The 21,255-nt window shown below is 51.6% G+C and carries 16 protein-coding genes; 1 reads left to right on the forward strand and 15 read right to left on the reverse strand.

Translation table 11 applies throughout. The features are described 5' to 3' along the window. Positions 1-15: 15 nt before the first annotated feature. The 14 genes from MKY96_RS11635 to MKY96_RS11700 all read right to left on the reverse strand — a co-directional run bounded on the left by MKY96_RS11635 (position 16) and on the right by MKY96_RS11700 (position 18,631). Positions 16-1,158, reverse strand: coding sequence for a hypothetical protein (locus tag MKY96_RS11635; protein ID WP_340940505.1), 1,143 nt, complete (start codon positions 1,156-1,158; stop codon positions 16-18). Further along, a complete protein-coding gene (locus MKY96_RS11640) occupies positions 1,155-1,412 on the reverse strand; it encodes an acyl carrier protein (protein ID WP_340940506.1) in 258 nt (85 codons plus the stop codon). The genes MKY96_RS11635 and MKY96_RS11640 overlap by 4 nt, the downstream gene beginning before the upstream one ends. Beyond that, on the reverse strand, positions 1,396-2,940 hold the full coding sequence (locus MKY96_RS11645; RefSeq protein ID WP_340940508.1) for a class I adenylate-forming enzyme family protein: 1,545 nt from the start codon (positions 2,938-2,940) through the stop codon (positions 1,396-1,398). Before MKY96_RS11645 ends, MKY96_RS11640 begins: the two co-directional genes overlap by 17 nt. After that, positions 2,937-4,733: an ABC transporter ATP-binding protein gene (locus tag MKY96_RS11650; RefSeq protein ID WP_340940510.1), complete on the reverse strand. Its 1,797-nt coding sequence runs from the start codon at positions 4,731-4,733 to the stop codon at positions 2,937-2,939. The genes MKY96_RS11645 and MKY96_RS11650 overlap by 4 nt, the downstream gene beginning before the upstream one ends. After that, a complete protein-coding gene (locus MKY96_RS11655) occupies positions 4,720-6,093 on the reverse strand; it encodes a glycosyltransferase family 4 protein (protein WP_340940513.1) in 1,374 nt (457 codons plus the stop codon). The genes MKY96_RS11650 and MKY96_RS11655 overlap by 14 nt, the downstream gene beginning before the upstream one ends. After that, on the reverse strand, positions 6,044-7,003 hold the full coding sequence (locus MKY96_RS11660) for a DUF6005 family protein (protein ID WP_340940514.1): 960 nt from the start codon (positions 7,001-7,003) through the stop codon (positions 6,044-6,046). Before MKY96_RS11660 ends, MKY96_RS11655 begins: the two co-directional genes overlap by 50 nt. Before the next feature lies 1 nt (position 7,004). Beyond that, the gene (locus MKY96_RS11665; RefSeq protein WP_340940515.1) at positions 7,005-7,280 is read right to left on the reverse strand and encodes an acyl carrier protein; all 276 of its coding nucleotides are present in this window, start codon (positions 7,278-7,280) and stop codon (positions 7,005-7,007) included. A 23-nt stretch (positions 7,281-7,303) separates the two neighbouring features. Further along, positions 7,304-7,585 carry a phosphopantetheine-binding protein gene (locus tag MKY96_RS11670; protein ID WP_340940516.1) on the reverse strand — a complete coding sequence of 94 codons (282 nt, stop codon included), beginning with the start codon at positions 7,583-7,585 and terminating at the stop codon, positions 7,304-7,306. Then, positions 7,578-8,726, reverse strand: a complete 1,149-nt coding sequence (locus MKY96_RS11675) for an AMP-binding protein (protein WP_340940518.1) — start codon at positions 8,724-8,726, stop codon at positions 7,578-7,580. The genes MKY96_RS11670 and MKY96_RS11675 overlap by 8 nt, the downstream gene beginning before the upstream one ends. A 266-nt stretch (positions 8,727-8,992) precedes the next feature. Beyond that, the gene (locus tag MKY96_RS11680; RefSeq protein WP_340940521.1) at positions 8,993-14,320 is read right to left on the reverse strand and encodes a sugar-binding protein; all 5,328 of its coding nucleotides are present in this window, start codon (positions 14,318-14,320) and stop codon (positions 8,993-8,995) included. Positions 14,321-14,587: 267 nt separating this feature from the next. Beyond that, on the reverse strand, positions 14,588-15,121 hold the full coding sequence (locus tag MKY96_RS11685) for a 3'-5' exonuclease (protein WP_340940523.1): 534 nt from the start codon (positions 15,119-15,121) through the stop codon (positions 14,588-14,590). Positions 15,122-15,467: 346 nt separating this feature from the next. After that, positions 15,468-15,914 (reverse strand): DUF4259 domain-containing protein, encoded by a 447-nt coding sequence (locus MKY96_RS11690; RefSeq protein WP_340940524.1) that lies wholly within the window; start codon positions 15,912-15,914, stop codon positions 15,468-15,470. A 56-nt stretch (positions 15,915-15,970) separates the two neighbouring features. Next, entirely contained in the window at positions 15,971-17,197 is a 1,227-nt protein-coding gene (locus tag MKY96_RS11695) for a macrolide family glycosyltransferase (RefSeq protein ID WP_340940525.1), read from the reverse strand. A 69-nt stretch (positions 17,198-17,266) separates the two neighbouring features. Then, entirely contained in the window at positions 17,267-18,631 is a 1,365-nt protein-coding gene (locus MKY96_RS11700) for an MFS transporter (protein WP_340944535.1), read from the reverse strand. 424 nt (positions 18,632-19,055) lie between these two features. On the opposite strand from MKY96_RS11700, the gene MKY96_RS11705 reads away from it, so the two are divergent. Then, the gene (locus MKY96_RS11705) at positions 19,056-19,799 is read left to right on the forward strand and encodes a suppressor of fused domain protein (protein WP_340940526.1); all 744 of its coding nucleotides are present in this window, start codon (positions 19,056-19,058) and stop codon (positions 19,797-19,799) included. A gap of 84 nt (positions 19,800-19,883) precedes the next feature. Here the strand turns inward: MKY96_RS11705 and MKY96_RS11710 are convergent, their stop codons facing one another. Further along, positions 19,884-21,233: an FAD-dependent oxidoreductase gene (locus tag MKY96_RS11710; RefSeq protein ID WP_340940529.1), complete on the reverse strand. Its 1,350-nt coding sequence runs from the start codon at positions 21,231-21,233 to the stop codon at positions 19,884-19,886. Between the last annotated feature and the right edge of the window lie 22 nt (positions 21,234-21,255).

Genomic DNA, 21,255 nt, shown 5'->3' on the forward strand with positions numbered 1-21,255 from the left:
CTTCATTCTCCTTCTTCATTCTCCTTCTTCATTTGAGGAAATACGGCAAACAAAGGACGGTATTTTGCCGCTGACAGGATCGGCTTCGAGCCTTGAGACAGTTTCTATGGACAATTTCACCGGCTTGCCCGCCGCTTGGTGAAGAAAAGCGGATAGCCTGGTCTGCACGTCCTCGAACTCGCTTGGCGAGGCATCAGTCGCCAGCCGGACGGAAAAAGAGGTGAATGTATTCTGCACGATCTGAAATTGGCGGACTCCTCTGGCTGCAGCAAGCTCCCAAAAAAACTTGTCCAAATACCGGAAGACGGCGGAATGCACCTGCGCTCCAGGCAGCCGGATCTGGGATGTTCGAACGGGAAGCAGCCCAAGAAGGAGACGGCCGGTTTCAGGGTCCCTGCGAATACTTCCGACATCCCCTGTCCGGTAACGGACATAAGGCAGACTCCTCATGATCAGCGAGGTGACCAACACTTCTCCGAATTCCCCCTCCTCTACATGGAGTCCGGAGGCCGGATCAATAATTTCCACATATACGGCAGACTCATCGATTTCCAGTTGGCCGCTCTGATTGGCGAACGCGATACACCAGAACTCTTCCAAACCGTAATAGTCTACGCATGGAACGCGGAACACCTCCTCGATCCGTTCTTTCTGGGAGCCATGCAGCGTTTCGCCCCAGTTCTGGGTAAACATGAGGGAAGACGGCAACGAATATCCCCCGTCACGCATATATTCGGCCAACGTGCAGAGAGCGGAAGCTCTCCCTTGGATAAAATGAGGATCTTCCCTGATCATCCGTTCTGCATAATGTCTAAGGGACCTGGGCTCCGCCAGCAGACGGTTGCTCAGCAGCAGCATCCGGTGCCTGGACGGCAGCCCCCATTTTTTTCTATGCTTATACAGGGTCAGCGAGAGTGTCCATATCTCCTCCGGGGTTTTCACGCAGCGGAACGGCACTCCGGTAGTTCCCGAGGTGAACGACTCGATCACCCGTCCCGCACCGGGATGTTCGAAAAGGGCGCGGTTGCCTGCGATCAAGTGTTTGTCTGTAATCGGCAGCTGATGGAAATCAACGTCCGTATAAGGGTTATAAAACGGGTACGTCCGGCGCAATTCGCCGGCCAGCTCTTGCAAATGGGCCGGGGTGAACACCTTCATGAAGCCACCTTGCGTTCTACAAAATGCAATACGGCCTGGACGCTTCGGAACGATTCCGGGCGAATATCGTCCACCTCCAGCTCAAAGCCGAATGTATCCTCCAGAGCCGACAGAAGCTCCAGGATTTGAATGGAGTCGATTCCCAGATCATCTACCAAAGCCTGGTCCAGCTCGACCTCGCTTGTTTGCCTCTTGGCCACAGCGGCTATCGTTTCTCTCACCTTAAAGAGTATATCTTCATGCTCTATGGACATGCTCTTCCTCCTTCACCATAGATTTCAGGGCTTTGCGGTCCAGCTTTCCGCTGGCTGTTCTGGGCAGAGCCGTAACGAAGCGGAATTCCCTAGGACGCAAGGCCGGGGATAACCGCTTTACGCACCAGGCATGCAGCTCCGGGCTCTTAACAGGCTCTGTGGAAGCTTCGGATACTACCACGGCAATCAGACGGTGTCCCCATTGAAGATCTTCTACGGCCGACACCGCAGCGTCTGCCACCCCAGGCAAGCTTAATAGGACGCTTTCGACCGCTTCCGGGTACACCGTGTGTCCCCCGACAAGGAGAGCGTTATCGGTTCGCCCGGTCAAGTGCAAATATCCATCCTCGTCCAGATACCCGGTATCCCGGGTATGCAGGCCGAGTGGGCCTAGGATCTCGCGGGTGCGATCCGGATCGTCATAATAGCCGATCATCACATTCGGCCCCCGAACGACCACCTCTCCACTCTCCCCTGTTGCTGCCTCCCTTCCGTCCTGAACGATGGCCAGCTCGACGCCGTTAATGGGTATCCCGGCGGATTGCGGTTTCGTCCTCAACTGAGTGTAGGGCAAATACGAGACGCGCGGAGAGGCTTCGGTCAGTCCATAGGAGGGCGTCAGCCGCACGTGAGGCAGACGGTCAGCCAAACGAAGCAGCATGACGGCAGGCATCGGGCCGCCGACAATGAGCATCTGCCGGAGCGTGAGCAGATCCTCCGTCGCCCATTTGGCGGAATGGATTAGAGGCAGGATCGCAGACGGCACAGTGCATAAGAAGGTCACCGTATTCGTACGGACGCACTGGATCATCTCGAAGGGATGCACGAAGCCCCCGCTTAGAACAAGATTGGCTCCAGAGGCCATGGCTGCTAACCATTCCCCAACAATTGTCGAGCAATACCCCAGGGACTTCGAGAGCAGAACGATGTCCTCGTCGCACAGAGTCGTGTACTCCAGGATTGCGTCCACATTGGACAGCATGTTGTGGTCGCTCAGCATGATCCCCTTCGGCTCTCCCGTCGAACCGGAGGAGAGGAATATCATACGCACGGCCTCTGGCGGCGTGTACCGGCGTACCGGCCGCGGAGCGGCGCTGATTCCTGCAACCGGTCCGCTTGCCATACCTGCATACAGGCAGAATGGCAACTCTTCCCCTTGCATGTTCCATTCCGCAAGGATGGGAAGCTTCTCTTCAGAGACGAACACCGCTTCGGGTTCAAATTTGCGGATGAGGCGAAGCATGTCCTGTCCTGGCATGTAGCTGTGGATGGGGAGCGGAATGCCTCCCGCCAAAATGACTGCCCCAATGACAGCCAGACACTCCGGCGTCGGAGCCATCCAGACGGCCCCGATAAAATTCGGACGCAGCTGCTCCTGCTTCAGCCGTTCAGCGAGAAGGTCCATGCGGTTTCCGAGTTCCGCATAGCTTGTCCAATCGGACTCGCCGGTTCGTGCCGCGTAAGTGATTCCCCGGTCATGCCTTCGTGCACGTTGAAACAATTCCCTGAGGGTGCCTGTGCCATTCATACCGGAACCCCCTCTTTATAAGATGCCTGTCCGGCCACAGAGGTATCGCGCTCGAAGGTCGATGCCATAGCATAATACTCAGCCGATTGCTTCATGAGCTCTTCGTGGTCGCCTTCCGCCACCAGACAACCGTTCTCCATCACCAGAATACGGTCCGCGTTCATAATGGTTTGCAGGCGATGGGTGGCTACCAGAACCGTCTTGCCCGCCATGGCGCGGCGTATGGAATCCATGAGTTCACTCTCCGTAAGCTGGTCCAAGGCGGAGGTCGGTTCGTCCAGGATAAGAATATCGGGATTGTGTAAAAGGGCACGCGCAATAGCCAGCCTCTGCCGCTGTCCGCCGGATAGCTGGAAGCCTTTATGGTCAATCTTCGTGTTGAGTCCTTCCGGCAGTTGCTCCAGCAGAGCTCCGAGCCGCGCATTCAGGGCTGCTTGCCTGACCATCTCCTCCGTCGCGTCCAGCTTCCCGACAGCAATATTTTCCATAAGGGTGCCCCGGAACAAGTAAGGCTCCTGGAACACGATGCCAACCTTGCGGCTGATCGCACTGCGGGTCATCTCCTCCAGATTCTGTCCGCCGATTCGAATTTCACCTTCGAGAACGGGCATCATCCCGATAAGCGCGCGGAAAAGGGTGGATTTCCCGGACCCGCTCCGCCCGACGAAAGCATACATCTTGCCCGGAGACAGCGACAGTGATAGATTCTTCAAGATTTCCGTTCCACCGTACCCGACGCGCAGACTGCACACTTCGATACCGGACGGCGTTGCTTCAAGCTGAGGCTCCCTTGCAGGCGAAGCCTGCTTCCTCTCGTTTTCCGAATAGGGATCGATCGGGGTCTGGATAAATTGCTCAATTCTGCCCATGGCAACCTCCGCGCCTTGAAGCTCTCTGAAAAAGTTGTTAATCTGCTGTACCGGATTCAGAGCGTTTTGCAGATAGGTTACGGAAGCAACCATCATGCCAACGGTCATCATTTGGTGGAGCACCTGATCGCTGCCGATCCAATAGATGGCAGCCAGGATCAGGCTAATCACGAAACCGCTGATTTGAAACGACATAACGGCATATAGCGTTTCCCGGGTGCTGGCCTTCACCAGCCCCTTGTACATCGTTTCATTCCGCTTCCGTTCCCATCCCTCTAGTCCTAAAGCCCGGATTTCTTGCGAACTTTCGATCGCTTCATAAAGATAGGTTCCGATCTCTTCATTATGGGTTCGAACGGCGGACGAATAACGCGCCACAGGGTTGCGGAACAGCCCTGGCACCCATAAGAGGAAGGGGATGCTAAGCGTCGCAACGATGCCAAGCCGCCAGTCCATAGAGTACAGGATTCCGAGGGATATCAGCATCATAAACAGCTGTGAGGTAATCTCGACCAGGATGTGGTTGAGGAAATTTCCCATCGTAGCTGTATCCATCCCGAGCAAGGCCGAGAATTTCCCGGGTCCTTCCTTCTGAATATCCGGAATGGGGATCTGCCGGACATGCTTCAACAGCTCGTTGCGGATATCCAGCATATTACAGATGCCCAGATAGCGGAACAGACCTACCCGGATAAACAGGAACACGATGGAGAGAACACCTATTCCCAAGGACAGGCTAAGTAGCGGGACAATCAGCTTACGGTTTTCGCCAATCAGCACGTGGTCGATCAGATAGGCGAAGATTAAGGGCTGAAGCATGACGAGTCCCAATTGCAGGAACGTGCAAACATAAGCAATCAAGGTTAAATTCCATTTGATCTTCACGTAGGGAGCAAGACGTCGGAACAGTTTAAACGTGTGCATGATGGTTCCTCCCGGCAAAATGTTGAATAAGCGGCTTCACCCTGCGCATCCATTCCTCCGTGTCACCCTGCGGCTGCCAATCCAGAACCGACAGCGGCGATTCACTCAAACAGCCTGTCGCTTCCAATAAGCTGCAATGATAGATTTCGTTCAGCGTTCTCATAGAAGATTCCAGCAGGGCGGTCTCCTCCGCCTCAACCGCTATCTGTCCAAGGGGAGCATTCAGGAGCCTTCTGATCTGCGGCATGATGGTCCGATAGTCGTACATTAGAGCGCCACGCCGCGCTCCTTGCGAGAGATTGCCGTGAAGCTTCTCATCCAGCAGAACCCCGGTGCAGTTGCGGACCAGCCCGTCCAGATCTATCTTCGGATGTTCACCGGACCAATCTACCTGGACGAAGGAACCGTCCTCGCCGTCAACAAGCAGCTCCCGGAAGCCGTCCCAGTGGGTGCAGACCACAGGAAGACCGTGGGCTTTCGCTTCCAGAAGGTTGAAGCCAAACGTCTCTCCCGGATCGGTAGAGAGGTTGACCAGAAGCCTGGATTCCCGGAACAGGCGGTCTTTCTCACTCCCGTGGACGGGACCTGTAAACTCCACGGTTTGCTCCAGTCTATATTCCGCTACGATGGCTTCAAGCCGTTCTTTATACCGGTCCGCTTCCTGCAAAGACCCCGTATATTCTCCGGCAATCGTCAATACAGTGTCCGGGACACGCTGCTTTATTTCCGCCATAGCCTCTAAGAGCACATGAATGTTCTTCACCTCTTCCAGCCGGCCGATGGATAACAGACGTTTACCGGCAAGCGGCCGAACCGGCTCCGCAGCCAGCAAGGTGTCGATGCATAACGGGATCTTATGGGCATGCGCATACCGGGGTGAGAGATTAACCAGCGCCTGTCTGCAAGATTCCGTACTGGCAAGCAGCACATCCTGTTCTGTAATCCAAGGCGCACAGGACAGCCAAGTTGTCAGCCAACGGGCGGATGCGACGGAATGGGCGATAACCATGAAGCGAAGCGGAAGCTTGGCGAAGCTCCGGACCAGCATCAGGAAAGGCATGAAATAAGGAGCGTTCACATAAAGCGTATCGATTCCGTATTCCTCGCATAATCGGGCCAGCCGCTCCGAGGCTTGCGGAAGCGAAGACATCGGCTGCTTGGAGAACTGGCGAAGCGAACCCCCGAAGATCCTGGCGAAGCGTACCGGCGGAATGCGGATGAGCTCCGTATATTCAGCCAGATACCCTGTCCACTGGTCATCAATCACCCGTTCGTTCAACCGGGGGGAATGGCCGTCGAAGCAGCCCACCCTAGGTCTGCACTCCGCATGCAAATCGGGGTTTCCAGCGGTGATAGACATCGATCAATTCCTCCTTCAGCTGTTGCTCCGTCCTGTGCAGCTGCTCCACCTTATCCACCAGCAGTCCGATTTCCCCGGTTCGTCCCGGCATGGACGTACGGATCGCCAGGTAGGCGAGCGTACTCCACATTCTTATGAATCCTTCCAGCTGCTCCTGATACAGCGCCGTACCTTGATTAAGCGCTTCCGAAAAATATTGATACAGCAGCCCGTAGCTGTATTTGCGTTTGGCGAGGATGCCGAGCTGGGATAAAGAATCCTTCAAGGTCCCGGGCGGATACATACCCGGCGACTCCACCGTCTGCATAATCCTCCGCCTCACCATGCCGGTTAGCGATCGTTCACCCGGATCGGTCTCTATCGTATCCTCGAAGATTCCCGCCACCTCGTGAGCGTCCGGCGCATGGAGCCATTCGGGATGAAGCAGCAGTCCCCCGCCCAGCTCATTGCTCAGAAAAGCATCGTGTACATGGCTCGCGGCCACTAACCCTTCCCATTCAAAATAGCGGTCGTATACCACGAATTGACCGCCCCGCATTCCGTGTACGATGACAAAATGGGGCTGATGCATGGTTTGAAACGTTCTTTTTTGATAGGGCATATGAAACAGGTCAAGCTGTACCAAAACAGGAATCTCCGGATGACGCCGCAGGACCTCCAGAAACTTCTTCAGGTTGACGAGCTTTTCGGCCCCGTAAGCATACCACTCCACGGCTCCTTCCCCGTACAGGCGGGTGAACAGCCGCAAATATTCGGACGGTGTGATGTCCGCTGAGAAATAGGTCAGCTTGCCGTCCTCCGTAACGCTGAATGGCGCGTCCCAAGCACCGATATAGAGCGGACGATCATCCCATCCGGCTTGCTCCAAGCCATAACCGAGTCCGTTCAGAAAGCAATGGGCTTGCTTCACGTCAAACCCCGGTTTTAACGGCCCGTTTGGCCAATATGCGTTGTGAGATCAAGCGCGCGGTGGCGAAGTTCTCCTGCAGAAGCTCGTCGTCCTCGTAAAAAATCTCATACTGCTGTTCAATCTGCATCATCAGGTTAACCAGCAGCACCGAATCCACGCCTGCATCCTCTAGCGGTGCGTCCCCATTCAATTCCTCCGCCAGCTCCGGTCTGGAGGTCAAATCGGCCACCCGGTCAATCACGAATTGTACGATATCCTGTTCATTCACGTTAGTCATCATATCCATCCTTTTCTATGATCTTAAGATTTGGTTTCCACTTGGGCGATGTGCTCCCTCTTAAGGGCGTGGATGAAATCGACTAAAGAACCGACCGTTTGGAAGACGGCAGGGTCCATCTCCTCCTCGGGCACAGTTACGTTGAACACTTCCTCGATGTATACCACCAATTGGAGTACCATGATCGAATCTACGTTTAAGTCTTCGTACAGCCGGTCTCCCTCTTTAATGACGTCCGGGAGAGATAGCTCCAATTGTTCGGACATGAGCTGCCTCAATTGAGATACCGTTTGTATCTTATCCATGAATACCATACTCCTCTTCTACCAATTGTTTTCGCATAACCTTCCCTGTACCCGTCTTCGGAATGTCCTCCGTAAAAGCAATAAAGCCCGGAACTTTATAAGCAGGCAGAAACCGCGCGCACCACCTCTTCACCTCCTCCTGAGACAGCGCATCGCCCTTCCGGACGATTCGAGCTTTGACCGCTTCCCCCCAGACGGGATGCGGAGCCTTGTGCACGACAGCTTCCTGAACGCCGTCCAGCCTCCGGATGACATCCTCCACCTCGGAGGGAGCTACCTTCAGTCCTGACACATTAATCAGATCATCCATCCGGCACTGGACATGAAGCCTGCCGCTGAGCCAATATCCCATGTCTCCGGTATGAATCCGGCGTCCGCCTGTGGCAATGATGATTTCATCCGGCTGATCCCGGGTTCCGGGCCTTTCCATTGCCATGTGCTCCAGCAACATCCCGACATCCGTGGAATCGGAGGGCCGGTCGCCAAGCGAGATACAGCCGGCCTCAGAGCACCCGTATTGCTGGATCACCTGTACATCTGCACCCGCAAGCCTGTTCAGCAGTGCTGCGGACATCGGGGAACCAGAGGATACCAGCTTTCTAAGCAGCACCTTCTCTCTCATCAGACTGAGCAGAATTTGAAAGAGGAAGGGCACCGCATACACCACATGGCGATCATGCTGCTGCATGAGATGCAGGGCGAACTTGGGGTTCTTGTCCGTCACGATAACCGGCTCGACTCCGCGCTTAAGTGCGGAGAGCGTGCCTGTGATGAATCCGAAGGAATGGGACACGGGCACCAGAATGATCGGTTGATCCTCCCCGCTGCAGGGCAGCAGCTTGTTGTAGGCCTCAATTTCCATTTGCACATGAGACCAAGACCGTTCAACTAGCTTGGGAGCGCCGGTCGTGCCGGAGCTGAATTGAAGCAAGGACGGCTCCCCATTCATCCGATCCAGGCGTGAGTGTAGAGGGTGAAAGACGGCGCTGCCTCCTGCGTCGGTCAGCAGACCCGTACAGCCTGCGTCTTCGGCTTGACGGAGAGCGCTTTCAATCGGGGTGTCGCCGTTGATCAGAAGCACCGAACCCTCATTCCTGATAATCAGCTCCGTGGCGGCTAGAATATTCGCCGGTTCCTTCATGCATACAGCTGTCCGCCGTTCCTTCCAAACCGAGGAACCCAATAATGCGTATATCGCGTTTATTCGACGTTCCAGTTCATTCTGGTCATAATGTTCTTTATTAACTATGAACATGGGGTCTCCTTTCCCATGAGATTTATTTACTTCTTTAGGTATTTTCGCCACATATCGACGTTTTCCTTCTCTTGTAATCAGGATTGCTGAAAAAGACCCTTCCGGTTGGATCTTGCCCAGCCGGAAGGGTCCGCATGTTTCTGTTTAAGCTTTTACTTAGCCAGATATTCGATGAGCTTTATAAAGATAGCAGCTACTTCAGCGCGGGTGGCGGTAGCTTGGGGGGCAAAGAAGTTGTTCGGCTTGCCTGATACAATTCCGATGCCCTGCTGTGCCTGAACGGCCTTCAACGCCCATGAGCTGATCTGACTCTCGTCCGCGAAGGATTTAGATTGGCTTTCAGGTATCTCATAGCCCTTGTACTTCATGTAATTGTACAGCATCACCAGCATCTGCTCGCGTGTCATCGGTGAATGGGGATCAAACAGGTCTGCGTTTATACCGTTGACTATGCCGTTTTCGGCCGCCCACTCGACTGCCGCCGTGTACCACTGCCCATTCGCCACGTCGCTAAAGCGGGAATTCGTGTAGCCGGAGCGGTCTACGTTCTCAAGATTGGCCAGTACCTGCACATACATCGCACGCGTCATTGAAGTGCCCGGTGAGAACGTCGTGTACGTCGTGCCGTTGAAAAGACCGTATGTGTAGGCGGAGTTTACGTAGCTGTAGAACCAGTCGTCCATGTTGACATCCCTGAATGGATTGCCAGACATCACGAGGAAGCCCAGCAGGGTGTCGTCATCGAACACAAATTCCGTACCCTCATGGATGTTCAGCGACATGCCTTTGTCTAAGCCGGCACTCGCGCCGCCGTGTAGTGTCACTTCGGCGCTCTTGCCCGCCGGAATGGTCACCTTACCTTTTGAGTCTATAGTCGTACCTTCGGGTACCTTAATCTTCGTCCCGCCCTTGGTCACAATCTCGCCGCCGCCGGGCAGGGTGGTGTTGCCGTTCTTGTCCGTGACCGCAGGCTTATCCTTCGGTGTGTTCACTGTGTAGGTCGGCTTCAACGATCCAGTGACTGTCCCGGTGCTGGTATTGCCTGTATTGCTGGTATTGCCGGTATTGCCCGTACTGCCACCAGAAGGATTGGGTACGCTCGTTTTTCTCTGCGTGAACATCCAATCAAAGACGTCAGTGTAGTCATTGTTCCAAGTCGGCAACTTAGAGGACTGCGCCGTAGGTCTAAGGCTCCACTCCTTGTTGGAACCTACATTGGACAAAGTATCCGTGTAGCCTGAAATATTGTTCCACAGAACTGAAGCTTCCATCTCATGGCCGGAAGGAATCCAATTGGTTCCATTAACAGGTGCTTCCGCCTTTGTCCATTGGTCATAAGGCCAAACGAATATTTCATTTCTGTCGATGAACGTGTGCCTGGCGTTTTCCAATAGGGGCATTATATTCGCTATATAAGTTTCCGCCCCTGTTTTTATTGTTGAAGAATCAGTTGTGTTAACGAATGACCAGTATGCAAAGTTTTTAAGCGTTTCGGCTTGTTTCGCGTTGATTGATGGTGGAAAAGACATAGGCGCTGCGGCTGCGAGCAAATCGGGATATGTCGTCAGGAAAGTATTCGTATAAGCGGATCCCATAGAGAAGCCAGCCATGTAAATACGGTTGGGGTCAACAAGTCCCTTACTTACCAGATCATCGATATAAGCCTTTAAGGTAGCAGGTGTTGCCTGAACGTTGTTTTGCGCCCGCAAAGCGATTATATGACTGGCGTATTTAGAGTTCTTCTCCATTTTCTTCATAAGCGCGGTGGCTCCGTTGGCGGACCTGATGGGCGCAAAGGTATCCCCGTCCTGTGTACCGCCGCGGGTAGAACCGTGAGCATAGATGTAAAGGGGAAGCCCTTTTACCGGAACGCCGTTGCCGTCCTTATGAATATAGAGTCCATACTGCATCGCTTCCGCGTTGTCAATTTTGGGACCCACTTCAAATTTGTCGATGATTTCATTGACGGTACCTGACTGTGCGAAAGACGACTTAACAATGGCAGCCTTGCCATCAAGCTTGATATCGCCACTAGATACAATGTTGTAATTCTGGATGGTGGATTTGGATGCTTCCAAAGTGGACTGTCCGCCGGTTAATGTCCAAAATTCCAATTCTACAACGATGTAGCGGCCTTTAGTTAGTCCAGCCTGATAATCAGGGGAGTTCTGGTTTACACCCTTATACCCTCTGGGTCTAGGTTCGTCATTGACGTATACTCTATTAACGGTGCGTGTGCCTTGATATGCCAGGTTACCGTCCAGCAGAGTATTCCTCGCCGAGACTGTAAACAGGTTTGAACTAAGGTCGGCACCCGCAGCTTCATTTCCCGCACCCAGATCGATGATAACGGCTGTGGTAAATTCTCCGGTGGCAAAGTTATCGTTATATACGATAAAGTTAAGTAACGTTGCGGCCGGATCGGGTTTGAATGTAACATGGATTACCTTGTCATCGGTGTTCACGTTTTTCAAGGTATAGGTATTATTTGCAATCTCTACAGATGCACCATTTACAGTTACGGTATCCACGACATAACCGCTGATCGGAGTGAATGTAAAGGATTGGCTTCCGCCGTCAGCTACCCGAATCAAACCGGATGGCGAGATGGTGCCGTTTAATCCTGCCGTAGCGTTAACGGAGTGCCTGGATACCGTGGAGCCCCCAAGCAGCAGCAAGCTATTCTTGAAGCTATCAGAACTGCCATAACCCGCGTCGGGCTTACCTAAAGCGGATACAACCTCATAACGGTCATTCCCCGCACCCGTTGAGTTATTGATGTACACATCAAACGTAATCGGGGAATTGCTCGTGAATTCAACGGTTCTTCTAGGTATCTTCACTTCCGCGATATACCCGGTGTCCGTTCGCTTAACCGAACCGTCGCGGCCCGCAGCGGCTTGACCTGAGAAAATACCGCTTGCGCCAATACGCCACTGGTTTGAGCCACTTTTTCCGTCACCGACATAAAATTCCACGCTGTCGGTCATGTACTCAGTGCCAGGCGTGTGACCGATGCACACATTCGGGTCTGTAACCACAACGCGTGCATACAGAAAGTCTTCGTCCCAAAATACTTTGGCTTTGCCGGTAGCCTTGGGGCCTATCTTCTGGTCGGGTGCGCTACTTTTGTTGATGTCAAACTCCACAGCTTGTTCCCACAGTTTGTCGTTTGTGCCCAATACAGGTGAACCGTATCCGGCAACAGGCCGATTGTTTGCTGCGGTCTGCGCGAACATCCAATCAAAGACGTCAGTGTAGTCATTGTTCCAAGCCGGCAAGTTAGAGGACTGCGCTGTGGGCGCTATGCTCCAAGTCCCCATCGTTATGTCGTTGTAAAGAACCGCCGCTTCAACTTCGTGCGCCACTGAATCACTCAGGACAGGTGAATGGTTCGGATTCGGTTTCTGATTCGGCTGATCAAATTGATTGTAAGGCCATATAAGAGCCTCATTGCTCTCAAAGCGCGAAGCTCTCGCATTGATCATTTTCGGCATATTGACGGTTATGAAGTTAGCGAGGTTAGTCTGGTATCCTCCAACGTTATGCTCATTGATAAACATCCAATAGGCCAGGTTGGTGTGAACGTAGTTGGCGTTCGCGTTAGGTGAGCCGCTTACCGGAGACATAGGTGCGGCAGACGCAAAAAAGCCGGGATAAGCGTTAACTAAGCTGTTCGTATACTGGCCGCCCCATGAGAAGCCCGCCGCGTAAATACGGTTGGGGTCTACTGCACCGCTGGCAACCAGGTCATCGATAACCTTCTTAACATTGGCTGTGGAGGGAGTACTCGTGCCATTGTAGGAAATATTCAGGATATGGCTGGCATATTTCTCAGGATATTTTTCCATTTTCTTCATCAGAGCGACCGAGCCGTTGGCGGATTTCATGGCCGCTTTGGGGTCAGCCGCAGCACTTGTGCCGCCGCGTCCCATGCCGTGGGTATAGACATACAGCGGCAAGCCTTGCGACACCTCACCGTTTCCATCCTTGTGAAGGTAGAGCGCGCGATTGACCGAATTCCCCGTAGGTGCTGTAAATTGGTCAAGGATCGGATTCACAACTTTTTCCTGTTCAAAAACCACGTAGTTAAGCGGTTCCCCTTCTGTCAGCACGAGCTCTCCGTTTTGGACGACGCTGTAAACCTGTTTTGTTGAGTTCATGTTGCCATCCAGTGTTATATTGCCGCCGCTCTCTGAATAGAACTCGAGCTCAACTACGATGTAACGGCCGCGTTCCAGTCCGTCCTGATAATCCGGTGAACGGCATACCGTCCCCAGATAGCCGCGTACCTTCGGTTCGTCATTGGCGTATACCCTAGTGATCTTGCGCGTCCCTTCAAAGGTTACCGAGTCGCCGTTCAGGGTCGTGTTCCTGGCCGAGACGGTAAACAAGTCCGGATTAAGCTTGGAGCCTTCCACTGCCTTCCCTTCGCCTAAGTCAATGATGATAGCCGTCGTGTACTCGCCGCGGGCGAAGTTGTCATTCCATACAATAAAAGGGAGCAACTCCGCGGTCGAATCATTTTTGAATGTCACTTGAAGGGTATGGTTAGCGGCAACATTTGAAAAGGTATAAGTGCCATCATCGGATAGAGCTGCGTCCTCTCCATCTACCTTTACGGTGTCTACAATTTTGCCGTAATCGGGGGTAACCGTAAAGGTTTGGTCTGAGCCGCTAGCTAATCTCAGAACATTGCCGGGTGCGTTCGGCGTTATTCGGCCGCCCGATTCCGCCGTGGCGGTGATTGAGAATCTGTCGTCTGCTTCATTGGCGGCAATGAGATTCAGGCTGTTTGTATAAGAAGCAGCATTGTTGTAAGCCGCGTCCGGAGTTCCGAAACAGGAAACGACTTCATAGCGGTCACCGCCCTTTTCCGACGAGTTATTGATATAAACTTCAAAGGTAAACGGGCCTGCCTGCAAGTTCAAGGTTCTTTTAGGTATTCTCATCTCCACGATATATCCTGTGTCCGTGATCTCAGTCCACGCGGCTCTGCCCGGAGCGTTTTGCCCTGAAAACACGCCTGCCGCGCTGATGCGCCATTGATTCGCGCCTTGGGTTCCAGCGCCGGCATAAAACTCCAGGCCGTCGTACTGATAATCATTGCCGGGTCCCTGATATAGATTGCTGTCCTCCACGACTACACGGGCATACAGGTAGTCTTGGTCCCAAAGGATCCTGGCTGTGCCTGTGGAATGGGGCCTGGGGTCGCCGGGCACAGTGCTTTTGTTGATGAGATGCTCCATGGTCAGGGCCCACAGCGGGTCGTTTGACCCGAGTTCGGGAGTTCCATAAATGGCGGTCGGCGTTTCATTTGTCTGCAAGCTTGTAAGAGCTGTAGAACTGCTGTCGCTATTAAGTGCTTCTGTATACTCGTTGTTGTCAGTGGCGGCGGCAAAGCTGGCAGGCATTAGTGACGCCACCATTAGCAAACAACAGAGGAACGCGAGCATTCTGCTAAATCGTTTTGACATCATTGAAAATCCTCCTTTTTTCGATCCGTGCACCCACGGCTTACCCCTATCGTAAACACCAAGGCTTCAACAGCTTGCTTCATCGCAGCGGATATATAGCGCTTTCATAATTTCCTCCTCCATAAATTAGTTGTTATTTCACCCTATGTAGAATTTCACAATTTATTCAAGTATCAATCTACAGTGTTGTTATCGAATGTTTATCCTCTCCTGATAATAAAAAAAGAACCTTTAAAATGTTTAAGGGTTCTTTTAATTATTTTTTAGTTTTCAAAACTTCAATTGGTCAAAAATCTTAACGAATATTTTCGCAATGTTCTTGGCATCATCGATACCTCTATGGTGAGTACCTTCAAGCGGCAGTTTAAGCATAGTCAAGGCTCTCTCCATGCCTACGCCCCGCTCCCTGCCAATCATCCTCCCGTGCTGATGCTTGAGACTGATATGGTTATCCGTCCATTCACTTGCGATTTGATGGAGTGCACAATCCTTCTGCAACTGGTTTTTATCATAAAATCCCCAGGAGCAGAGGACATGAGGTTCATTGCCTATCCACTCTTGAAATTGACTTATTGCCTGGGGAAAATACACTGCAGCATCCACATCCGCCTGAGAGATAGAGGTAAGCCGCTTACAAAAATCAGAAAGCTGCGGGCTTAATGCGGGCTTTACAAAAATTTGAAAATCGCTCACAGTCTTCAGGCCTTCATTGAGTTTTACGGCTCCGATTTCAATAATTTCGTTTTGCCTTTTGTGGTCATTTTCCCAACAAGTGGCTTCCAGATCAAAAATGATGTAGTTCATACCTGCTCCTTTTCTCTATAACAATTCAGTTCATCATGCAACATTTGCGGCATGGCCCTGAGCGTTCGGTAATTCTGTTCTTCAGGAGTAACGTGCGGTTCACTGAGCAGCCACTGTCTGGTCATATTGGAACAGGCAAAGGCATGGTAGTTCAAGGAAAATTGCAGATCTTTCAGTACAGGAGATTGCACGCCTTGTGACCATGAAGCTAGAAAAAAATTTGCCGGGTAAGTCTGTGAATGCTCCAATAGGGATGCTACTTATGATGAAGCGGGCTTTCCTCTCTCCTATTAGACTCAAAAGCGCCGCAACCCTATCATACGGATTGCCGCGCTTTTGTCCTCATTCAATCACCCTGCTTCGATTCTTTGGCAAGCCGCGCTTCCAACTTGGAAATCAGATGCTGCACATGTGCCCGCCATTCGTCCCAGCTTGACGATTCCCGCCACAGTTCCGCCAAATCGCCCTCGCACTCCCCCTCAATGTCAGTCCAAATCACGTTCAAATGCTCGAGCAAAGCCCTCAGCGCGGAATGATCGGCCGTGAACGCCCGTACTTGCGTCAAGGCGCGTCCTTCCTCCTCATGATCGTAATCCAATCTGCCATTCTCTTGAAACTCGATATACAGCTCCGCGAGGGCGAGCACTGTTCCGTCATAAAGAAAATCATCCTCACCAAACTTCGCCATCAACTCACCCAAATCCAACGTGTCACGAGTAAGCAAGTCCTCGATCGCTGCCACCAGATCCAGCCCTTCATCGCTTTCCAATGCTTTGATTCTCCATGCTCCCATTCAATTCCCCCCTGTCACTCTCGTCTCTTCATTATATGGAGCGTGTCCAATGCGCGTCAAATATTAGCAATCACAGCCATATGACTCATAATCATTGCGGCGGCCCGCTTATAACCGCCGGACTGCCGTAAAGATTCACCGATGAGGCAAGCCTGCTGTTTATATAATGGATTGCTTAGGACTTCTGACATTGCATCTCTCATATCAGTTGCACTGAGATTAAGTTTATTTAAAGTGATACCCGCCCCCAGCTCCTGTACCCGATTGGCTACAAGAGGCTGATCCGACGTTAATGGAATCATTACCAACGGAACGTTGTAATATAGCGCCTCACTCGTACTATTCATTCCTGCATGTGTGATGAAAACATCCGTATGCTGTAGCATATGGAGCTGTGCAACGTATGGCATGACGATAAAATTAGGAGGAATTTGATCTGCCAGCGGCTCCATATCCGTGTATCTTCCTGAAGATAGAACCACATTCACCGGCATATCCCCAAATGCTTCAAAGCAAAGCCGATAGAAATCAAGGTTTTTATTTAAAATAGTACCCATAGCAATGTACACGGTATGGGGGTAACGTTCACGAAGCAGCTCAAACGGGAAGGGCTCAGCATCTTGACGCGGTATGATCGAAGGACCTGTGAAAATAAAACGATCGTCCAGTTTTTCTGCATGTGGCTGAAAATAACGGCTTGTGTACACAAGCTTTAAACGGCCTGTATGTGCCGGAATCTCTTCCATGGCGGGAATACTCACTTGATACTCTTGCGCTAACTCCCGTGTTATCTTCATCGCAGCCTCATACAGCTCCTTCGTATTCGTATCCATCTCCTTCTCATTCATGCCTCCGCCAGTCCCCAACGGATCAACGAAAGCAAAGGAGGCAATCGAACATACCGCGGGAATCCCTAGTTTTTCGGCAAGAATAGTCCCTCCCCAGCCCATCAGTGAATCAAAGATCAAATAATCGAACTTTTGATCGCCGATCACTCGAAGCACCTCGGGTATAATCCTCCGAATGATACCGGCTACCATCATATAAATGAACTGATATGGATGACTGTACTCCTGCGGTTTCAACACGGGATCATGAGAAAAGGCATCTTGCGGAAATGGATAGGTTATGAGCAGGGCTCCAGTTTGTTCAATTCGGGAACGATACTCCTCCACGCACACATAGACAACTTCCTCTCCACTGTCAATCAACTGGGTAACTAATCCTAACGACGGATTCACATGGCCTTCAGCCGGAGTAATGACCACTAATACACGTGCCATTTTATCTACCTCCCAATGCAATTTATCCTCCGTTCTTCGTGATGTGTTTAGCGACGTGATGGTCATCCGTTACAAGGGAAGGTTCTCTTTCGACTGGCTGATCGGATGATGTTCCTGATGAACGAGTCCGGTGATTCGTAGAGATGCCAGGAAACTGAATAAGACCCATACTAATTGGAGTGTTAGCACCATCACCACTCCTGTCGATAGGCCCCACTGTAAATTTTCTGACAAGGCGATTAGAGCGCCGCCCACTCCTATGCTTACTCCCATATAGAAGGAATCCACAAATTGCAGATTCGCAGACATTTCTCCCTCTTTCCCAGGCGCCGCATGTTGTAAAGCAATGGCTGCAGTTGTGGGATTAGCCAATCCAACACCGAAGCCGGTAATCATTTGCGAGAGCAGGATGAGTATAATTCCACCTTCCGACAACATAAGGGCCAGGATCACAAGTACAGTCCCGGCGATCATAATCCCGATACCTGCCATAACTCTGCCCTTTCGGCCATAGCCTTGATCCCGTACATCAAGCTTCGCCTGCAGCCACGCTGCGGCGGACCAGCTCAGAGAACCTGCTGCTACAATGAGGCCGGCGAGATCAGCTGATACCCCCTTTACTTCCGTTAGTGCCAAAATTACAAAACTCTCCGTTGTAAAATAACAAGCCACATACAACCCTCTGGAAACCAATGTAGCTGGCAATCCTTTTTTCACCGCAAAAGTGCCCTTAGGCAGAAGTATCCGCATTTGTGGGATCATGACGACTAAACCACCCAATGTTAGTAGAATTCCTGTCCAATCGGTTATCATCCCGAGTCCTGTAAGTAATAGCCCCGTTCCAATGGCAAGCACGATCGCGTGAAGAGTCTTCGAGTCTGCTTGTTGCGACGGACCCGTCAGCACCTGCCGAAGTTGCAGTGCACGGAAAGCGCGGAATGTGAGACTCAACGCCAAGCCAATCAGGGGTAAAACAATCCAGAAAACAAATCGCCATGACATATAGGAGGCAATTAGACCTGCCAGGTAAGGTCCTATTAAGGAAGGCAGCACAAAGGCCATGGAGAATGCTGCTAAAATCTGAGTACGCAAAGCATCCGAATAATGCAGCGTCACACAGGTATAAATGCATGTGATCAGAGCTCCCGCTCCAAAGCCTTGAAGGGCTCTTCCTGCAATAAGCATGTGCATATCCAAAGAAACAGCCGCAACCACGGTTCCCAGCACAAAAATACTAAACGACACGAGCAAGGAGATGAAAACGCCGCGCTTGTCAACCAATTGCCCTAAAACCAAGGTTCCAATAAGCTGGGATAACAAAAATGCGCTGAAAATCCAACCGTATAAATGTATTCCCTGCAAGCTTTGTGCCATTGTCGCAGCAATAGTCGTAATAGCGAGCCCCTCGAAAGCTACGGTGGTTAGAACCAGCATAATACCAATCGTCAACGCCCTATGTTGCCTGTCAAAAATCCCAATCTGATTGTTGTTTGTCTCCTACACCTCCATAAAGGATAAGCATAATGGTAAAAATAACCTTTTTTATGATCTAAATATACAATACCCGTTATACTTTGTAAAGTAAATTGTTTAAAAAGTAAATTATTTAAATATCCCTGTTGTAATCATTCAACGTTGTATCACATTCAATGATTTTCGGAATCCGAGTACAGCGTTTCTTGTCCTGGTACATAAAAACTCTCTGGTTAATACACGACCATTGTGCATGCATATCCTTTGTAATTCGAATCGATAGACCCATCGATCCGGGGCTATGCCTTTTGTTATACTTTCAAGTGAGGCTTCAAACCATCTATATTCATTTCGCACTTTAACCCACACAGAGGAGCGCAAAGACATGAACTTTTTCAAAAAGCTGTTTGGCGGCAATGCAATGGGCCAATCGGAAGACGGTACCACCATTTATGGTTATGACGCTCTGGATGAGCAGCAGATTACCCCTCCCTCCAATATTTTGTACATGGAAGATTTAAACGACCATTTCAATCAGGTCTTTCCCAACCGGGAAACCGGCGTGTTCCATGAACTGATTTCAGACATCGTACATATTGATGTGAATATTATGGAGGCTACACCAGATGAGCCATACCGGGTGCTGTACACCAATGGGATGAGCGATCTGCCGATGACCCTCCCGCAGGAGATCCGTGAAGAGTACAAGCATCTGGAATGCGCGGAGCTGATGATGTTTTTACCGGCGGACTGGCCGCTTACGCAGGAGGATTTTGAAGCGGAGGAGAACTACTGGCCGATCCGGCTGATGAAGATGCTTGCCCGGTTCCCGCATATGTATCAGACGTGGCTTGGATATGGACATACGATCCCCAATACGGAGGATTACGAGCCATATGCAGATAACACTGGGCTGTCTGGCGTGATCCTGTATGCTCTGCCGGAAGAGGTTAGCACCGTCCATACGAAAGACGGCAATCAGGTTCAGGTTTATTTCCTGGTTCCGCTATTCCGGGAAGAAATGGAGTTCAAGCTGGAGTCCGGGATGGACGAGCTGATGGACAAGCTGTTCGAGCTTCCAGAGGATTTCCTCGTTCTGAATCCGAACAGACGTAACGCGTGTAAATAACTGCCCGGAAGAACGGGTTAGAAACAGCTTTAAAAGGCTGAGCCTAAGTCAAGGATATGACTTTGGGCTCAGCCTTCTTATTTCCTAGTACCGCTCATTAATCTGCTCTCCTAACCACGCGCCTTGGCGGACAAGTCTGCGTTGCAAGTCCGTGATGTCGATACTGCGCGTTTCCCGCGTGCCCTTCTCGACCAGAATCGCCGCGGCTGTACCGGAGGCTTCGCCCATTGCAAAGCAATTCGGCATGACCCGGGTGGAGCCTTGGGCCGCTCTATCAGTTGATATCGCTCTGCCGGCTACGATTACGTTCTGGATACCGGCCGGAAGCAAGGCGCGATAAGGAATGCCGTGGGACTCTCCCGGCGATAGACGTACCATCGTCATGCCGCTCGTAGGCTTTGCCATATGAATATCAATAAAGTAGGCATTTCGGGCAATATCGTCCGGGAATGAACGGCACGCCAGAAAATCGTCGGCGGTGACGATATAATCGCCGATGATCCGGCGGGTTTCCCGAATGCCGATCTGTTCGCCCGTCAACGTCAGGAAAGCGTTTTCGAATCCGGGAATCGCTTCCCTCAGCCAACCGGTAATGTGTTCAACAAGCGCGCGGCCTTCGATTGCTCCGCGGGTCAGATCATCTGTATTTGAACCGTCAATCCCGAATACATGCCCGAAATTGAAGCCTGCCGTATGATCATTTAGCCAGGAAATACCTGCCCAATCTCTTGCGACGCGCAGCCGCCCTTCACGCTTCGCCTTGTTGATCGCATGTTTCAGATCGTGACTGTGCGTCTCAGCACTTGAGAGAAATTTGTTCCGGTCCAGGTTATTCAGAACGAAGCACATCGTCCCTGGCTGAAGTTCTCCATCATCTCCGCCTTTGGCAAATTGCCCGCCCGCAAGATAGGTGAGATCTGCATCGCTCGTTGCATCAATGTATATCTTCCCCTTCACCGCCTGGGTTCCGGTCTTGTTGGTAATGACCGCCGCTTCAAGGATGCCGTCCTGCTGAAGGACTTGACCGACGAACGTATGATACAGCACTTTAACGCCAGCCTCCATCATCTTCTCGTCCAATAGGCGCTTTAGAATTTCCGCATCAATCGGCACCCAATCCAGCCGGTCCTTCCATGCTTCCTGAAACCTCTCCTCCATCTTGCTCTTCATATCAAGCAGAATTTCCAGCCCAATCCCACGGATGACCGGCTTGACCTGATCGGTATACGGGCAAAATGCAGGAACCTGAGAGACCGTCGCCATACCGCCCAAGTATCCTCTTTGCTCTATCAGCAATACGGATGCCCCGTTTCTTGCCGCAGCGAGCGCTGCCGCTACTCCTGACGGTCCTCCTCCGGCAACGACAACATCCACTTCCGTGTAGACAGGAATATCGCGCTCGGGTATTTTAACGGTTAGTGCCATATCGGTCATTCTGACCACCTCCACCTGATTT

This window comes from Paenibacillus sp. FSL R7-0302, assembly GCF_038006885.1.
Taxonomy (GTDB): Bacteria; Bacillota; Bacilli; order Paenibacillales; family Paenibacillaceae; genus Paenibacillus_AQ.

Bases quoted from the DNA above. Each gene is read 5' to 3' on its own strand.
- MKY96_RS11635 (WP_340940505.1), bottom strand. From the start codon at position 1,158: ATGAAGGTGTTCACCCCGGCCCATTTGCAAGAGCTGGCCGGCGAATTG.
- MKY96_RS11640 (WP_340940506.1), bottom strand. From the start codon at position 1,412: ATGTCCATAGAGCATGAAGATATACTCTTTAAGGTGAGAGAAACGATA.
- MKY96_RS11645 (WP_340940508.1), bottom strand. From the start codon at position 2,940: ATGAATGGCACAGGCACCCTCAGGGAATTGTTTCAACGTGCACGAAGG.
- MKY96_RS11650 (WP_340940510.1), bottom strand. From the start codon at position 4,733: ATGCACACGTTTAAACTGTTCCGACGTCTTGCTCCCTACGTGAAGATC.
- MKY96_RS11655 (WP_340940513.1), bottom strand. From the start codon at position 6,093: ATGTCTATCACCGCTGGAAACCCCGATTTGCATGCGGAGTGCAGACCT.
- MKY96_RS11665 (WP_340940515.1), bottom strand. From the start codon at position 7,280: ATGACTAACGTGAATGAACAGGATATCGTACAATTCGTGATTGACCGG.
- MKY96_RS11670 (WP_340940516.1), bottom strand. From the start codon at position 7,585: ATGGATAAGATACAAACGGTATCTCAATTGAGGCAGCTCATGTCCGAA.
- MKY96_RS11675 (WP_340940518.1), bottom strand. From the start codon at position 8,726: ATGAAGGAACCGGCGAATATTCTAGCCGCCACGGAGCTGATTATCAGG.
- MKY96_RS11680 (WP_340940521.1), bottom strand. From the start codon at position 14,320: ATGATGTCAAAACGATTTAGCAGAATGCTCGCGTTCCTCTGTTGTTTG.
- MKY96_RS11685 (WP_340940523.1), bottom strand. From the start codon at position 15,121: ATGAACTACATCATTTTTGATCTGGAAGCCACTTGTTGGGAAAATGAC.
- MKY96_RS11690 (WP_340940524.1), bottom strand. From the start codon at position 15,914: ATGGGAGCATGGAGAATCAAAGCATTGGAAAGCGATGAAGGGCTGGAT.
- MKY96_RS11695 (WP_340940525.1), bottom strand. From the start codon at position 17,197: ATGGCACGTGTATTAGTGGTCATTACTCCGGCTGAAGGCCATGTGAAT.
- MKY96_RS11700 (WP_340944535.1), bottom strand. From the start codon at position 18,631: ATGCTGGTTCTAACCACCGTAGCTTTCGAGGGGCTCGCTATTACGACT.
- MKY96_RS11705 (WP_340940526.1), top strand. From the start codon at position 19,056: ATGAACTTTTTCAAAAAGCTGTTTGGCGGCAATGCAATGGGCCAATCG.
- MKY96_RS11710 (WP_340940529.1), bottom strand. From the start codon at position 21,233: ATGACCGATATGGCACTAACCGTTAAAATACCCGAGCGCGATATTCCT.